Origin of the sequence: Glycomyces sp. NRRL B-16210, assembly GCF_000719515.1 — a bacterium.
GTDB lineage: Bacteria > Actinomycetota > Actinomycetes > Mycobacteriales > Micromonosporaceae > Glycomyces.
The window spans coordinates 1-15800 of sequence record NZ_JOGR01000012.1; the positions used below are offsets into that span (position 1 = coordinate 1).

At 70.3% G+C, this 15800-nt stretch carries 11 protein-coding genes; 9 read left to right on the forward strand and 2 right to left on the reverse strand.

What is annotated here, in order from left to right; translation table 11 throughout:
• The coding region (locus IF12_RS23255) for an HNH endonuclease signature motif containing protein (protein ID WP_035749511.1) at nucleotides 1–1075 on the forward strand (1075 nt) is incomplete at its 5' end.
• 460 nt (nucleotides 1076–1535) lie between these two features.
• Nucleotides 1536–2579, forward strand: a complete 1044-nt coding sequence (locus IF12_RS0117625) for a phosphotransferase enzyme family protein (RefSeq protein WP_166659541.1) — start codon at nucleotides 1536–1538, stop codon at nucleotides 2577–2579.
• Nucleotides 2580–2589: 10 nt separating this feature from the next.
• Here the strand turns inward: IF12_RS0117625 and IF12_RS0117630 are convergent, their stop codons facing one another.
• Entirely contained in the window at nucleotides 2590–3126 is a 537-nt protein-coding gene (locus IF12_RS0117630) for a hypothetical protein (RefSeq protein WP_051704547.1), read from the reverse strand.
• A 315-nt stretch (nucleotides 3127–3441) separates the two neighbouring features.
• Here IF12_RS0117630 and IF12_RS0117635 point away from each other — a divergent pair, with 315 nt between their 5' ends.
• Nucleotides 3442–4410 (forward strand): NlpC/P60 family protein, encoded by a 969-nt coding sequence (locus tag IF12_RS0117635; protein WP_030160726.1) that lies wholly within the window; start codon nucleotides 3442–3444, stop codon nucleotides 4408–4410.
• A 151-nt stretch (nucleotides 4411–4561) separates the two neighbouring features.
• Here the strand turns inward: IF12_RS0117635 and IF12_RS0117640 are convergent, their stop codons facing one another.
• Nucleotides 4562–6589 carry a SpoIIE family protein phosphatase gene (locus IF12_RS0117640; RefSeq protein ID WP_051704548.1) on the reverse strand — a complete coding sequence of 676 codons (2028 nt, stop codon included), beginning with the start codon at nucleotides 6587–6589 and terminating at the stop codon, nucleotides 4562–4564.
• A gap of 452 nt (nucleotides 6590–7041) precedes the next feature.
• Between IF12_RS0117640 and IF12_RS0117645 the strand changes: the two genes are divergently transcribed.
• The 6 genes from IF12_RS0117645 to IF12_RS0117670 all read left to right on the forward strand — a co-directional run bounded on the left by IF12_RS0117645 (nucleotide 7042) and on the right by IF12_RS0117670 (nucleotide 15540).
• Nucleotides 7042–11526, forward strand: coding sequence for a HAMP domain-containing protein (locus tag IF12_RS0117645; protein ID WP_081913716.1), 4485 nt, complete (start codon nucleotides 7042–7044; stop codon nucleotides 11524–11526).
• Nucleotides 11523–12077 carry a PleD family two-component system response regulator gene (locus tag IF12_RS23260; protein ID WP_035749513.1) on the forward strand — a complete coding sequence of 185 codons (555 nt, stop codon included), beginning with the start codon at nucleotides 11523–11525 and terminating at the stop codon, nucleotides 12075–12077. Before IF12_RS0117645 ends, IF12_RS23260 begins: the two co-directional genes overlap by 4 nt.
• 21 nt (nucleotides 12078–12098) lie before the next feature.
• The gene (locus tag IF12_RS26285; RefSeq protein ID WP_231492640.1) at nucleotides 12099–12611 is read left to right on the forward strand and encodes an STAS domain-containing protein; all 513 of its coding nucleotides are present in this window, start codon (nucleotides 12099–12101) and stop codon (nucleotides 12609–12611) included.
• Entirely contained in the window at nucleotides 12608–13993 is a 1386-nt protein-coding gene (locus IF12_RS0117660) for a PrsW family intramembrane metalloprotease (RefSeq protein ID WP_051704549.1), read from the forward strand. Before IF12_RS26285 ends, IF12_RS0117660 begins: the two co-directional genes overlap by 4 nt.
• 471 nt (nucleotides 13994–14464) lie before the next feature.
• Complete coding sequence (locus IF12_RS0117665; protein ID WP_030160733.1) at nucleotides 14465–14971, forward strand: tRNA adenosine deaminase-associated protein; 507 nt, start codon at nucleotides 14465–14467, stop codon at nucleotides 14969–14971.
• A 20-nt stretch (nucleotides 14972–14991) separates the two neighbouring features.
• Nucleotides 14992–15540 (forward strand): nucleoside deaminase, encoded by a 549-nt coding sequence (locus IF12_RS0117670; protein ID WP_035749515.1) that lies wholly within the window; start codon nucleotides 14992–14994, stop codon nucleotides 15538–15540.
• Nucleotides 15541–15800: the final 260 nt, after the last annotated feature.

Consider the following 15800-nt stretch of genomic DNA (forward strand, 5'->3'; position numbering starts at 1 on the left):
CACCCTCGACCTGGTCGTGGACATCGAGACGTTGCAGGGCAAGGACACCGGCCGCCTGCCCCTCCTCGAAGGCCGCCCCATCTCAGTCGCCGGGGCCCGGCTCCTCGCCTGCGAAGCCGGGATCATCCCCTCAGTGTTCGACTACGCCACCGGCGAAGCCGTGGAACTCGGCCGGGCCCTGCGCCTGCCCAACACCGCCCTCCGCCGCAAACTCGAGCTGGAGCAACCTGAAGGGTGCGCTTGGCAGGGCTGTGACCGGCCTGTCGCGTGGACCGAGGCCCACCACATCACCCATTGGGCCGATGGCGGACCCACGGTCGCTGCGAACCTGATCTTGCTGTGCCGGTTCCACCACGGGCGCATCCACACCCCTGGCTGGACGGTTGAGAAGACCGGCCCCGGACAGGCCTTGATCGTCCACCACGACGGCCACGACACCAGCCCTGAGGCACAGGACGGCCAGGGCGGCCAGGGCTCCAATAGCACCGGCTGCGGGTGTGCGGACTGGCGTACCGATGCGGACATGGATGCCGAACACGCCAGCGCGGACGACACCGCGGGCCTGTTCCCCACTGGTCTGTACCGGTCGGAGTGGTCGGAGATGCTGACTCCTGACCTCAATGACCGGGCCGAGGCCGCCGAAAGAGACCGGGTCCTCGCCGAGATCGCGGCAGCCCGTGCACGGCTGCGCGAGAAGTTCGGCACCACGAACCTTGAACCCGCCGAGCAGGCAGCTGATCCCACGCCCACCGCGAAGCGAGCGCCTCTCGACCTCGGCAGGACCGCACGGCCTCAGGCGAAGACGCCCGTGCTGGCGGTACCCGTTGACTACGGTGAGCCGCCGTTCTTAGGATGCCCGTCCCGGTGGCGATCGGGGCGGGGGGAAGGGAGCACACTGAGTGTCTTCCCGCCCGAAACCCAGACGGGTTCGGGCCCTTCACCATGCCCGGAAACAGAACAGAGCGCTCACATACCCACACGCGCCGCAAAGCCGATGAACCCACCCCGGCCCGGCACCACCGCTTTCGTCGCCGCCATCCTTGACCGCCACCCAATACCGCCGGAAGGCCGATAGACCCACCCCGACCCAGCACCGTCCTCTTTGTCGCTGCCATCCTTGACCGCCACCCAGTACCGCCGGGAAGCCGATGAACCCACCCCGGCCCGGCACCACCGCTTTCGTCGCCGCCAGCCCTGACCGTGGCCATCAAGACACCAGCACGCCGAAGGCCAAGCCCAAGAACACCAGACCCGTTATCGCTGCCCTCTGTAACCCCAACCTTCTACGGTTTGCGAGCCGAAGGTGTACCTCAGGACCAAGAGGCCCCTTTATCGCTGCCTTCCCTAACCGCGACTATCACCTCAGCAGCAGTTCAGTCGCCGGCCTGCCTACGAAACAGCTCGTCCTTCACTGCCACGGTCGAAGCGGCCTAATGCCTTGAAGAGACTTATACCTTGTTGCGGGTGTGGGGAAAGGCTGCTGCAATCGAGGATGCGCCTGCACCGGTTGTGGTGCCTCTTCGAAGGATCTCGCTTTGCCGCCGAACGACCTCGATTACGCCGATGCGGTCCGTGCCGCTGCCGAGTCCGCACTTGGCCGTTATGACCTGGCCGGTCCTGTCTCGTTGGAACCGATCCGGCTGCTTAACAATGCTGTGTTCGCCGTGACTACCGGTGATCGGGAACGGTTCGTGTTGCGAGTGCACCGGCCTCGGTGCCGGCTCGATGCGCACAGTCGCTCGGAGTTGGATTTCCTGGACTCGATACATGAGCCTCTGGGCCGCGTTGGTGTGCGAGTGCCCGCGCCGGTCAGGGCTGCGGATGGTGCGTTGTCCGTGGAGGCCACGCTGCCCGAGATCGGGGAATCCTCTCCGCGGGTGTCCTGTGATCTGCTGACTTGGGTGGAGGGACAGGTACGGCGGCCAGGGACCGGCCTCGGTTTGAGCGGGGTGCGGAGGATCGGGCGCGGGATGGGGCAATTCCATCAGATCTCCGAGACCTTCGTGCCTCCTGAGGGATTCCGGCTTCCCACGTGGGATGCCCGGGCCATGTTCACCGAGGATTCGCCCTACCGGCCCGGCCCGTTCCGAAGTCTGCTGAGCCGATCGGATCGAGCGGTGTTCGACGAGGTTTCGGAAGAAACTGCCGCGATATTCGAGAGCCTCGGAGGAGGAGGCGAAGCGTTCGGCCTCATTCACAACGACTTCATCCTCGGCAACTGCCACCTGGTGCGCGCTCGGAACGGTTGGGACCTTGGTGTGATCGACTTCGATGATTGCGGTTGGGGCCACTTCCTCTACGACCTGGCCCCGGTCATGGGCAATTTCAGCGACTACCGGCATTTCCACCGGCTGCGTGCGGCCTTTCTGGACGGGTACCGGTCGGTCCGGGCGCTGCCGGTCGAACTGGAGGCGCATTTGCCGGTGCTCATGGCCGCACGTCATGCCGGGCATTGCCTTTGGGCTGCCGGGTTGGTGCACAGCAATGGGAGTCGAGGGCTCGACACGGCCGAGCACATCGCCTATCGCATGCGGGAGGTGCGCCGTTGCCTGGCGATGCGGCCGCTCTTCGAACCGTGAGGGGTGTTGGTCACCAGTCGGCGCCTGCTCGTTTGATGCGGGACGGGGCCAGGCCCGTCTCGTCGAGCAGGTAGGTGCGCATGGCCTCCAGGCCCGGGGAGTAGACGTGGAGGCTCACCGCGGGCGCGTTGGAGTCGTTGCGCATGGCGTGGACCGTGCGGTCGTCCACGACCGAGACCTCGCCCGCCTGGAGCGGCTTGCGTCGCAGTCCGGGGAAGTCGCCGGGCTGGACGGTGTACTCGGTGAGGGCCCCGGAGACGACCGCTACGGCCGCGGCGGCCGGGCGGGCGACGCCGCCGTGGTCGTGCAGTTCGGTGGCCTGCCCGGGGAGCCAGGCGAGGAGCCAGGCCTCGTGGTCGGGCCCGGCGAGGACCCGCCTGGCCCAGCGGCTGCCCTTGGTGAATCGCGGGCGCAGGGTGAGGTTGGCGGCGTAGAAGTCGGCGAGCGCGGTGAGCCGGTCGGCGGCGATGCGGTCCGCCGCCGTGGGGTCGGGCGCGGTGCGACCGGGCAGGACCGGGGTGGGCGGGTTCTCGGGAGCAGTGCTCATGGAGCGAATGACCTTCGGTGTGTCGGATATCTGTCGTCGCGGGCGCGCCGAGCGGCGGAAGCGGCTCAGCGCTGGTGACAGTGGCGGCGACACGACGTGAAGGTCATGTGCGCCATCATACCAATTCCCAGACAACTCACAGGAGCGACACACCATCGGTGGAATGCTCGTTACCCTGCGAATTTGTCACCGCCGGGGTCTTCCGGTGGATATTGGGGCGCGCTAGGCTCATGTTCGGCCCGGTGGCGACGTGCGTGAGCCCCAGGCCAGGAGAGCACCCCGACCTCCCCCTGATCCCGAAGGAGCACCCTCCTCGTGAAGCAGTCGTCTGCCCGACGCAAGTGGACTTCCGCCGCCCTCGTCGGCGGTCTGATGGTCTCCCTGGTGGGGTCGTCCCCCGCGTGGGCCCAGCGGGACACTTCTGAGATCAACGACGAGATCGCGGCCGCCGACGAGGACCTGGGCGTGGCCGTCGAGGCGTACAACGTGCTCGCACAGGACGTTGCCGACAACCGCCAGCTCATCGAGGAGACCGAGGCGTCCCTGGGGGTCGCGGAGGCCGAACTCGACGACCTGCGCGAGCAGCTCGCCGACTTCATCAACGAGACCTATGTGGACCAGGGCATCGGCGACGCGGCGATGCTGCTCGACTCGGGCTCCCCGCAGGCGTTCGTGGAGCGCCTCGACCGGCTCAACTCGGCGAACCTCTACAACTTCGACCTCATGGAGGAGCTGCGCGAGGCCTCGGACTCGTACACCGCGCAGCTCGAACTGCTCGAAGACCTCCAGACCGACCTGGAGAACGAGGAGGCGGAGCTGGAGCGGGTCGCCGAAGAGCTGACCTCGCGCATGTCCGACCTCGAATCGGAGTGGCAGACCGCCGCGGGCCAAGAGGTCAGCGCCTTCAACGAGTACGACCTGCCGCACATGACCGACGACCAGTGGACGGTGGTCAAGTTCGCGCTCAACCAGCGCGGCGAGCCGTACGTGTGGGGCTCGGCCGGGCCGAACAGCTGGGACTGCTCGGGCCTCATGCTCGGCGCCTACTCCCAGCTCGGGATCAACCTGCCGCACAACGCGGCCGCGCAGTTCCGGCAGACCGCGAGCATCAGCCGCGACGAGTTGCAGCCGGGCGACCTGGTGTTCTACAACAACCTCGCGCACGTGGGCATGTACATCGGCAACGGCCTGATCGTGCACGCCCCGAACTCGACGACCGTGGTGAAGATCGTCCCGCTCGACCACGGGAACGTCTACTACGGCGCGACCACGATCCTGCACTAGTCGCTCAGTCGCTCAGTCGCTCAGTCGCTCGGTCGCTCAGTCGCTCGGTCGCTCAGTCGCTCGGTCGCTCAGTCGCTCGGTCGCTCAGTCGCTTGGAGAAGAGCCCCGTGGCCTCGGCCGCGGGGCTTTTCCGTGTGTCGCTCTAGGCCCGTCAGTCGCCGTCGCAGCGGACGACGAGGATCGCGATGTCGTCACGGGGGGCCTCGGGCGAGAACGCCTCGACCGCCTCCAGCAGTGCCGTGGCGACCTGCCGGGCGCTCTTGCCCGCCACGTCGCGCACCGAGCGGGCGATGCGGTCGTGGCCGAACATGGCCGCGCCGTCGCGGCGTTCGGTGACGCCGTCGGTGAAGAACACGAGGGCGTCCCCGGCTTCGAGCCGGATGACCTCGGGGTTGACCTTGACCTCGGGGAAGAGCCCGACCGCGGTGCCCTCCTTGCCGACCCAGGAGGCCTGGCCGCCGGCCCGCAGCAGGAGCGGTCGGTCGTGGCCGGAGAGGCAGAGGGTCGCGGTGAGTGAGCCGGGCCGGTCGCGGTCGAGGAGCGCGGAGGCGACGGTGGCGTAGCGCATGTCGCCGGGCTGTTCGAGGAGGGTCGCGTTGAGCAGTTCGAGCGCGCGCGGGAGCGGGCGGCCGTCGCGGGCCATGACGCGCAGGACGTCGCGGACGACGCCGGTGACGGCCGCGGCCTGGGCGCCCTTGCCGCACACGTCGCCGATGGCGACCCAGAGGCGGTGGTCGTGCAGTTCGGTCGCGTCGTAGAAGTCGCCGCCGACCTCGGTGCCGATGATCGGGCCCGGGCCCGATCCGGGAAGGCGCCGCGCGGTCGCGGGCAGGTACTCGGCGGCGAAGGACACGCCGGGCACGTCCGGGAGCGAGCCGGGCATGAGGGCGGCCTGGAGTTCGTTGGCGACGGCCTGGCGTTCGGCGTGGATGCGGGCGTTGTCGAGGGCGAGGGCGCTGCGCTTGGCGAGGTCGGCGACGACGGCGCGTTCCTCGGAGGAGTGCTGGCGCTCGATGGGGCGCCCGACGGTGAGGACGCCGATGGTCGCGCCGCGCGCGGAGAGGGGGACGGCGATGCCGTCGAGGCCGCGGGGGACGGGCAGTTCCATGCCGGTCCAGCCGTCGGTGGCGAGCGCGCCGGCGAGCGCGGGCGCGGCGCCTTCGAGGCGACGGCGGAGCTGTTCGAGCTCGGACTCCTCGGCGTGGGTGAGGGCGGCCAGGCGCAGGTCGCCGCCGTCGCCGGTGAGGTGGACGGCGGCCCAGCGGCCGAGCTGGGGGACGATGAGCTGCGGGATGAGGGCGACGGTGAGGTGCTCTTCGAGGGAGTGGGCGAGCAGTTCCCCGGCTTCGGCGAGGTAGGTGAGCCAGCCGGAGCGGCGCTGCTCGTCGACGCGCATCCGGTCGATCTGGACGGCCAGGGCGATGCGCTCGGCGACGAGTTCGGCCAGGGGCCGCCAGGAGGGCTGGGGGTCCCCGGCGAGGAGGAGCTTGCCGCAGGCGGGGGCGGTGAGCGGCAGGGGCACGGTGAGGGTGATGGAGCCGACGTCGCCGAACTTGGCGAGGATCTGGGCGCCGGTGCCGTCGCCGGCGTCGTATTCGATCGCGCCGCCGGCGGCGGCGGTGGCGTCGTGGCAGCGGGCGAGGAGCTCGGTGACGAGCTGGTCGACCGGCAGGCGCGACTGGAGCACGGGGGCGACGGTGAGGAGCGCGGCGAGCTGGGGGAGGTCGGGGAGGGCGGGCTCGACCTGCGCGTCGGGCACGGGCCGGGCGGCAGGGCGCGCGTCGGGGTCGCGGTCGATGCGGAACCAGATGGACTTGCCGGTGACGTCGTGGGTGGTGCCCCAGGAGGAGGCGAAGCGGTCGACGAGGAGGAGCCCGCGGCCGCCTTCGGCGGTGACCTCGGGCATGGCCGTGTCCATGGGGTCGATGCCGCCGCTGCGGTAGTCGGTGACGGTGACGCGCACGCCGATCGAGTCGGCCGCGACTGTGAGGTTGATGTCGGTGCCGGCGTGGACGACGCCGTTGGTGGCCAGCTCGGTGGTGAGCAGGAGGGTCTCGTCGAGCAGCTCGGAGAGCCCGGCCTCGGCGAGCACCGCGCGGACGGCGGCGCGGGCTGCTGCGGGGGAGCGGTCGTCGGCCGGCAGCCGCAGCCGACGGGCGGCCCTCTCGGGGTACGTCACGATCCCCAGTCTATGCCTGGGCGGTGGCGGTCCGCCGCACCCGTGCGGGGTGGTTCACCTGGTCCGGAGGTGTGGACGGTGACGGCCGCCACGGCCCTGGAAGGCGGTGGCGGCCCGGTGGCGCCGCGGGTCGCGTTCGCCTTGCGGCGCAAGGACGGCCGAGCGCACCGGGCGAGCCGGACATGACGATGTGGACGCATTGCGCCACGAGTGGCCTATATGGCCTGGTTCACACCCCGCCGAGTGAGGGGCTGGAGGCGCCGGTCGCACGGATGCGCCGGTTCCGCTCTGGTGACGGATGGTGATCGTCGATGGTGGCTTGAGTAACCTGCCTTCACGTTTGTCGCCTCCGTGTGACAACCTGGAGGTCGAGCCAGACCCTGCAGTTGAGGAACCGGCGCAGTTGAGGAAACCGCGCAGTCGCAGAACCACCGCAGTTGAGGAACCACGCCATGACGGACACCGCTTCCCGTACAGCGAACCCCACCGACGAGTCCGACCTGCTCCGAAGCCTGGCCGATGCGCTGGGCGCGGTCGAGCGGGGCGATTTCTCGGTGCGGCTGCCGCGGGGCGAGGGCCTGGCGGGGGAGGTCGTCGACCGCTTCAACGCCGTGGTCGAGCAGGCCGACCGGCAGACCCGCGACCTCGCCCTCATCGCCCGCGCCGTCGGGCAGGAGGGCTCCTGGAACCACCGCCTGGTCATCGAGCACCTCGACGGCGGCTGGTCCGAGGGCGCGGCCAGCGTCAACCGGCTCGTCGAGGAACTGGTGCGGCCCACCACCGAGCTCGGGCGCGTCCTGGAGGCGGTCGCCGCGGGCGACCTCTCGCAGGAGGCGGCCCTGGAGATCGAGGGCAAGCAACTGCGCGGCGAGTTCCGCCGCCTCGGCGAGACCGTGAACCAGATGGTCGGGCTCCTGCGCTCCTTCGCCGGTGAGGTCACGCGCGTGGCCCGCGAGGTGGGCACCGAGGGCCAGCTTGGCGGCCAGGCCGACGTCCAGGGCGTTTCGGGCACCTGGCGGTCGCTGACCGACGCGGTGAACACCATGGCCTCGAACCTCACCGAGCAGGTCCGCTCGATCTCCACGGTGACGCAGGCGATCGCCTCGGGCGACCTGAACCAGAAGATCACCGTCAAGGCCTCCGGCGAGGTCGCCGAGCTGGCCGACACCATCAATTCCCTCACCGAGACCCTCCAGGTCTTCGCCGGTGAGGTCACGCGCGTGGCGCGCGAGGTGGGCACCGAGGGCCGCCTGGGCGGCCAGGCGGAGGTGCCGGGCGTCTCGGGCACCTGGAAGAACCTCACCGACAACGTGAACTCGATGGCCTCGTCCCTGACCGACCAGGTGCGCGACATCGCGAAGGTCACCACCGCCGTGGCGCGCGGCGACCTGAACCAGAAGATCGCCGTGCCCGCGCAGGGCGAGATCCTCGAACTCAAGACCACCGTCAACACGATGGTCGACCAGCTCTCCAGCTTCGCCGACGAGGTGACGCGTGTGGCCCGCGAGGTCGGCACCGACGGGCGCCTGGGCGGCCAGGCGAACGTCCAGGGCGTCTCCGGCACCTGGCGCGACCTCACCCAGAACGTGAACCAGCTCGCCGCGAACCTCACCGAGCAGGTCCGCAACATCGCCAAGGTCACCAGCGCCGTCGCCGCCGGCGACCTGGGCCAGAAGATCACCGTCGACGCCCAAGGCGAGGTCGCCGAGGTCAAGACCACGGTCAACACGATGGTCGACCAGCTCTCGCGCTTCGCCGACGAGGTGACGCGCGTGGCCCGCGAGGTCGGCAGCCAGGGCCGCCTGGGCGGCCAGGCGGACGTGCCCGGCGTCTCGGGCACCTGGAAGGACCTCACCGAGAACGTCAACCTCATGGCCGCCAACCTGACCAGCCAGGTCCGCAACATCTCCTCGGTCGCCAGCGCCGTCGCCAAGGGCGACCTCAACCGCCAGATCACCGTCGACGCCCAAGGCGAGATCCTGGAACTGAAGTCGACGATGAACTCGATGGTGGCGCAGTTGTCGCAGTTCGCCGACGAGGTCACGCGTGTGGCCCGCGAGGTCGGCACGGACGGCAAGCTCGGCGGCCAGGCGAACGTCCAGGGGGTCTCGGGCATCTGGGAGGCCCTGACCGACAACGTGAACTCGATGGCCTCGAATCTGACCAGTCAGGTCCGCAACATCTCCTCGGTGGCCTCCGCGGTCGCCCGAGGCGACCTGAACCGCCAGATCACCGTCGACGCCCAAGGCGAGATCCTCGAACTGAAGTCGACGATGAACGCCATGGTCGACCGGCTCTCCTCCTTCGCCGACGAGGTCACCCGCGTGGCCCGCGAGGTCGGCACCGAAGGGCAGCTCGGCGGCCAGGCGAACGTCGCGGGGGCCTCGGGCACCTGGAAGGACCTCACCGACAACGTCAACTCGATGGCCTCGAACCTCACCAGTCAGGTCCGCGACATCGCGAAGGTCACCACCGCCGTCGCCAAGGGCGACCTGAACCAGAAGATCACCGTCGACGCCCAAGGCGAGATCCTGGAGCTCAAGACCACCGTCAACACGATGGTCGACCAGCTCTCCAGCTTCGCCACCGAGGTCACGCGCGTGGCCCGCGAGGTGGGCGTCGAGGGGAACCTCGGCGGTCAGGCCGAGGTCGCCGGGGTCTCCGGCACCTGGCTCCTGCTGACCCGCAACGTGAACTCCCTCGCCGCGACCCTGACGCTCCAGTTGCGGGCCATCGCGAACGTCGCCCACGCTGTCGCCCGAGGCGACCTCACCCAGTCGGTGGACTTCGAGGCCGCCGGCGAGATCGCCGACCTCACCGAGTCGATCAACCAGATGATCACCGCCCTGCGGGACAAGACCCGTCAGAACACCGACGCGGACTGGCTCAACTCGAACCTCGCGCGCATCTCCTCGCTCCTCCAGGGCCGCCGCGGCGTCGAAGAGGTCACCCGCATGGTCCTCGACGAGGTCACGCCGCTCATCGACGCGCAGACCTCCACGTTCTACGTCCGCCACGAGGACGTCTCCGGGTACGTCACGTACCGGCTCAACGCCGTCTACGGGCACCCCAGCCCAGGCGAGAAGAAGACCATCGAGGACAACGAGGGCATGGTCGGCCAGGCCGCCGCCTCCAAGCGCACCATCCACCTGCACGACATCCCCGAGGGCTACCTGGAGATCTCCTCCGGGCTGGGGCAGGCCACCCCGACCGACCTCATCATCCTGCCCGTCCAGTTCGGCGACAAGGTCCGCGGCGTCATCGAGTTCGCCTCCTTCAACGCCTACTCCGGGCTCCACAAGCGGTTCCTGGACGCGCTGGCCCCCAATGTCGGGGTCACGCTCGCGACCATCGAGGGCAACGCCCGCACCGAGGTCCTGCTGCGCGAGTCCCAGCGCATGGCCCAGGAGCTGCGGGCCCAGTCCAACCGCCTCCAGGAGACCAACGTCGAGCTGGAGGAGAAGGCGCAGCTGCTGTCGGCGCAGAACAAGGCGATCGAGCTGAAGAACGAGGAGGTCGAGACCGCCCGCAAGGACATCGAGGAGAAGGCCGACCAGCTCGCCCAGGCCTCGAAGTACAAGTCGGAGTTCCTCGCGAACGTCTCCCACGAGCTGCGGACCCCGCTCAACTCGCTGCTGCTGCTCGCGCGGCTCTTGTCGGAGAACGCCGACGGGAACCTCTCGGAGCGCCAGGTCGAGTTCGCGCGCACCATCTACAACGCCGGCACCGACCTGCTCACCCTCATCGACGACATCCTCGACCTGTCGAAGATCGAGGCCGGGCGCATGGTCGTGTCCGTCCACCCGGTCGACCTCGCCGAGATCCTCGGCGACATCGACGCGGCCTTCCGGCCCCAGGCCGAGGACCGCGGCCTGGAGTTCGCCGTGGACGTCGGCACCGGCGTCCCGCAGCTCATGCAGACCGACGGGCAGAAGTTCCAGCAGGTCCTGCGCAACCTCCTGTCCAACGCCGTCAAGTTCACCCGGGTCGGCTCGGTGACCCTCGCGGTGCGGCGCGTCCCGGCCGACGTGCGCTTCGACGCCCCGCACCTCAACGCCGCGGCCGAGCGGATCGCCCTGAGCGTCATCGACACCGGCATCGGCGTCGCCGAGTCGAAGAAGTCGATCATCTTCGAGCCGTTCCAGCAGGCCGACGGCACCACCCGCCGCAACTTCGGCGGCACCGGCCTGGGCCTGTCGATCTCCAAATCGCTCTCGCAGGCGCTCGGCGGCGACGTGTTCATCGAGCACACCGGCGACGCCGGATCCAAGTTCACGTTCGTCGTCCCCGTCGAGATCGACGCCGACGGCGACTTCCCGGTCGTCAACACCGAGCTGCCGCTCCCGGTCGAGGAGCCCGCCGGGATCCTCACCGGCGCCCCCGAGACGCCCTCGTCCTCGGCCGCCGCCCAGCAGCTCGAGGGGACCACCGTCCTCATCGTCGACGACGACATCCGCAACGTCTTCGCCCTCACCGCCGCGCTCGAACTGCACGGCATCGAGGTCCACTACGCCGAGAACGGCGCCGACGGCATCGACGCGCTCCAGCACCACCCCGGCATCGACATCGTGCTCATGGACTCGATGATGCCGGGCATGGACGGCAACGAGACCACCCGCGTCATCCGCCGGATGCCCCAGTTCGCCGACCTGCCGATCGTGTTCCTCACCGCGCAGGCCCTCGCCGAGCAGCGCGAGAAGTCCGTCGAGGCCGGCGCCAGCGCCTACCTCACCAAGCCCGTGGACCTCGATCTGCTGCTCGACACCATGTCCCACTGGATCGGCGACGACACCGGCGAGGACGAGGCGGCACCGGGCGCGGACGGCGAGGCGCCTGGCGACACCGTGAGCCTCCGCGCACTCACGGCCGGACCCGACGCACCCGACGCCGCGCCCGAGCGGGACAATGGCGGACCGACCGTTGGAGGCACCGCATGAGCACCGCCCGCGTCCTGCTCGTAGACGATCGATCCGAGAACCTCCTCGCCCTCGAGGCGATCCTCCAGGGACTGCCCGTCAACACCATCGCCGTCACCTCCGGCGAAGAGGCCCTCAAGCGGCTCCTGGCCGAGGACTACGCCGCGATCCTCCTCGACGCGCAGATGCCCGGCATGGACGGCTTCGAGACCGCCCGCCACATCAAGCAGCGCGAGAAGACCCGGCACACCCCGATCATCTTCCTCACCGCCGCCGACCGCGACGCCCACCTGGCGATGCGCGGCTACTCGGTGGGCGCGGTCGACTACATCACCAAGCCCTTCGACCCGTGGATGCTGCGCACCAAGGTCAAGGTCTTCATCGACCTGTGGGCCCAGGGCCAGGCGCTGCGCCAGACCTCCGAGCGCACCAAGGACCTCCGCGAACGCGAGGAGCACCTGCGCCGACGCCTCGGCGCCGCCCACGCCTCCCTCGCCGAATGGGCCGAGAAGCGCGGCGGCGACGAGGAACTCGAACGCATTCTCGGGATGCTCGAACCCGACAGCCGCTGAAGCTCGGCTAGGGTTGGTCCCGTGGTGCACCAGAAGCTCGACATCTCGGTCTACCGCGAGGCGAACGAGACGATCGTGGCGCTGACCGGCGAAATCGACCTGCACACCGCGCCACGGCTCTCCAGCGCCGTCGACGCCGCGCTGGCCGACGCCCCCGTCCGCGTCGTCCTCGACATGCGCGGCGTGACGTTCTGCGACTCGCGCGGTCTGGGAACCCTCGTGGTCCTCGCCCGCGCGGCGGCGCGCTCGCGCGCGGTCCTCGTCCTCTCGAACCTCGGGGACTTCCTCAAGCGGCTCCTGGCGGTCTCGGGGATCGGCGAGCACTTCGTGATCCGCGAGGCGCCGGAGGACGAAGACGACGCGGTTCCGGACGCCGACGCTGCCGACTCCTCAGCCGACGACCTCTCCGCGGACGACGCCTCCTCGACCGAGGACCTCCCGGACGCCGCCTCCTCGAACGATGATTCCCCGAACGCCGACTCCCCGGACGAGGCCGGCGGTCCCGAACGCCCCGACCAGGAGCCCACTCGATGAACCTCGCCGATCTCGCCGAGCTCTTCGAAAGGCTCCTCCCGCTCGTCATCGCCGTCGGCCTGGTCCTGATCGGCACCGTGCTCGCCTGGATCGGCCTGGCCCGGCGCGTCCGGGCCCTCGCCGTCACCGGGACGCTGGTGCTGTTCGCCGGCGGGGCCACCGTGCTCGCCTGGGCGATCATCGAAGGCGCCGGCGCCCGCGCGGCCGCCGTGGGCCTGACCGCCGCGCTCGTGCCCGCGCCGCTGCTCATCGGCGCGTTCGTGTGGCTCGGCCGCTACCGGCGCCGCCCCTGGCTCGTGCTCGCATTCTGCCTCGGCTGGGGCGCGTGCGTGTCCACCGCGATCTCCTTGGGCGTCAACACCGGCGTGGCGTACCTGCTGTACCGCAACGACCTCAACCAGGACCTCGCGGCCGTCATCTCCGCGCCCGTCATCGAGGAGATCACCAAGCTCCTCGGCCCGCTGCTGGTCTACTGGGTCGCGCGCCGCCACTTCACCGGGATGCTCGACGCCCTCGTCTACTGCGGTCTCGCCGGAGCGGGCTTCGCGATCGCCGAGAACGTCCTCTACGCCTCGGGCGCGTACGTCTCCGGCGCCGAGATGTTCGACGCGGCCGCCGGGATCGCCCAGGTCACGATCCTGGTCGTCATCCGCGGCCTCGCCACCATGTTCGCCCACCCGCTCATGACGGGCCTGTCCGCGATCGGCCTCGGCAAGGCCGCGCGCAAGCCCGGGCGCAAGGGCGTCCAAACCGCGTGGATCATCGGGATGCTCCTGTGCGGCATGGGCCTCCACGCCCTGTGGAACGGCGCCTCGGTCCTCGGCGTGGAACTCGACCTCCCCGCGCTGTGGTTCGCCCTCTACCCGGCGTTCCTGGCGCCCCTGTTCTTCACCATGGTCGGCGTCGCCCTGTGGCTGCGGGCCGCCGACGCGCGCCGCACGCAGACCGTCCTGGCCCCCTTGGTGTCCGCCGCCCAGGTGTCCCCACCCGAGCTCGCCTCCCTCGCGACCTTCTCGCGCCGCTCGGCCGCCCGCGCCTGGGCGCTGCGCTACGCCGGGAAGCGCGGCGAGGCCGCCATGAAGGACTTCCAGAGGGCCGCTTCCGAAGTGGCCGAGCAGTACGACCTCGCCTCGATCGGCCGCCCCTGGAGCGAGCAGGTCGTGCACGAAGGCGTGCAGCGCATGAACGCCGCCAGGGCCGCCTACGCGGGCGCCGACCCGCGCACGCCGCGCGCGCTGTGGGACGGGCACCGGTACCACGTGACCTTCCCCGACGGGCGGGTCCGGCCGGTCGAGCCGCCCGTCCTGCCGGTCATGCCGCTGCCGATCGCGCCGCCGCCCGCCTACCCCGCGCCGCCTGCGTACGCTGTCCCCTATGCATGAGGGACCCATCGGGCCCACATCCTGGAACGGCCCCGAAACGCCCCTCCCTCGCAGCGGCAGACCCCGCTGGAGGGAACCGCACCCCGTCCGCGTCGGCCCCACCGCCGCCGGGTCGGCCCTGTGCACCCTGTGGATGCTCATTTGGCTGCTGGCGTATGCGAAAGGCGCCGGCGCGGCGCCGCTGACCGCGGCGGGCTTCGCCTGGGTGACTTTGGCCGCGAGTACGATCGGGGCAGTCGCCGCAGCCGCGCTCGCGCGCTACGGTGACCGCGGAGCCGCGGTCGGCGTTGCGGCGGTCGCAGGGACCGCCGCTGGGGTCACGGGGCTCTCGTGCGAGCTGTATCTTTTGCTGACCGGCGACTGGATCCTGTGGTTACATCAACCGCAGGTCGCCACATCCTTCAGTAGGTCGTATCGGACCGCTGCCCTTCCGGCCGCTGGTTCCATTGAGAGAGAAGACGGGGACGGATCGTGTCGTATTTCGCTGTGGCAGTGGGCCGCGAGGGCGACGAATGGGAGGCCGCGGAGGCCGACCTCGACGCTGTTGCCGACGTCGAGGACGCCGCCGAGGTCATGCGTGAGGCTTTCCCTGACGCCGACCTGACGCTCCTGTTCGTCGACGCCGACGACGAGTACCTGACGGTTATGCGCCTGGACAAGGGCGACGACCTGCGCACGTTCGGCTCCGACGCCGAATACGCGTCGCAGTCGCGCCTGGGCGAGGCCCTCCTGGGCGACCTGGAGCCCGAGGACACCGAGGAGATCGACGCCGAGGACGAGGAGTCGATCTCCACCCGCCCGACCGAGCTCGACGCCGAGCCCGTCGGCGAGGCGGACCTGCTGGGCGACCTGGGCGTGCCCGGTTCGGCCCTGCTGGCCTTGTGCGCCAAGGAGGGCATGATGCCCTCCGACGTGGTCGCCGCGGTGGCCTCCTCGATCGGCTTCGCCGAGGCCCTGGAAGACGCCACCGGCGCCTGAGCGCCGAAGGCCCCCGACCGATGCAGTCCCGCCGCGAGGTCCACGAGCACTGGATGCGCCGCGCTCTCGAAGCGGCCCGATCCCCCGGTGCGGGCCTCCCGGCGGGCGAGACGCCACCGAAACGGCCAGGCAGCCCGGCACGCCAGGCCGACAGCATCGAGGGGCCGCGCTCGGACCTGCCCGTGGGCGCGGTGGTCTACGGACCCGACGGGCGCGAACTCGCCGTGGCGGCCAACGCCAGAGAGGCGCTGGGCGACCCGACGGCGCACGCCGAGGTGCTCGCGCTGCGCGAGGCCGCGGCGGCGTACGGGGACGGCTGGCGCCTCGAAGGCTGCACGCTGGTGGTCACGTTGGAGCCGTGCACGATGTGCGCGGGCGCGGCGGTGCTCGCGAGGGTGGGCACGATCGTCTTCGGCGCCTGGGAGCCCAAGACGGGCGCGGTGGGCTCCCTATGGGACGCGGTCAGAGACCCCAGGCTCAACCACAACCCCGAGGTCTACGCAGGAGTCCTGGAAGCGGAATCGGCGGCCCTGTTGAGGGAGTACTTCGGCCGGAGGCCGAGGAGCTAGTCCAGCGGGCGGAGGCCGAGAAGCTAGTTCAGCGGCCGGAGGCCGAGAAGCTAGTCCAGCGGACGGAGTCCGAGCAGCTAGTCCAGCGGACGGAGTCCGAGCAGCTAGTCCAGCGGGCGAAGCCTGAGCGACCCAGCGGCCAGAGGCCGAGCGGGTAGTTCACCAGCCGGAGCCCGAACAGGCAGCCACCGAGCCGAGCGACCCAGCGGCCGGAGGCCGAACCGATAGCCACCGGGCGATGCCCGAAGCTCCGGCACGGC

Coding starts and splice junctions, on each gene's coding strand:
- IF12_RS0117630 (WP_051704547.1), bottom strand. CDS start 3,126: ATGAGCACTGCTCCCGAGAACCCGCCCACCCCGGTCCTGCCCGGTCGC.
- IF12_RS0117645 (WP_081913716.1), top strand. CDS start 7,042: ATGACGGACACCGCTTCCCGTACAGCGAACCCCACCGACGAGTCCGAC.
- IF12_RS23260 (WP_035749513.1), top strand. CDS start 11,523: ATGAGCACCGCCCGCGTCCTGCTCGTAGACGATCGATCCGAGAACCTC.
- IF12_RS0117660 (WP_051704549.1), top strand. CDS start 12,608: ATGAACCTCGCCGATCTCGCCGAGCTCTTCGAAAGGCTCCTCCCGCTC.
- IF12_RS0117670 (WP_035749515.1), top strand. CDS start 14,992: ATGCAGTCCCGCCGCGAGGTCCACGAGCACTGGATGCGCCGCGCTCTC.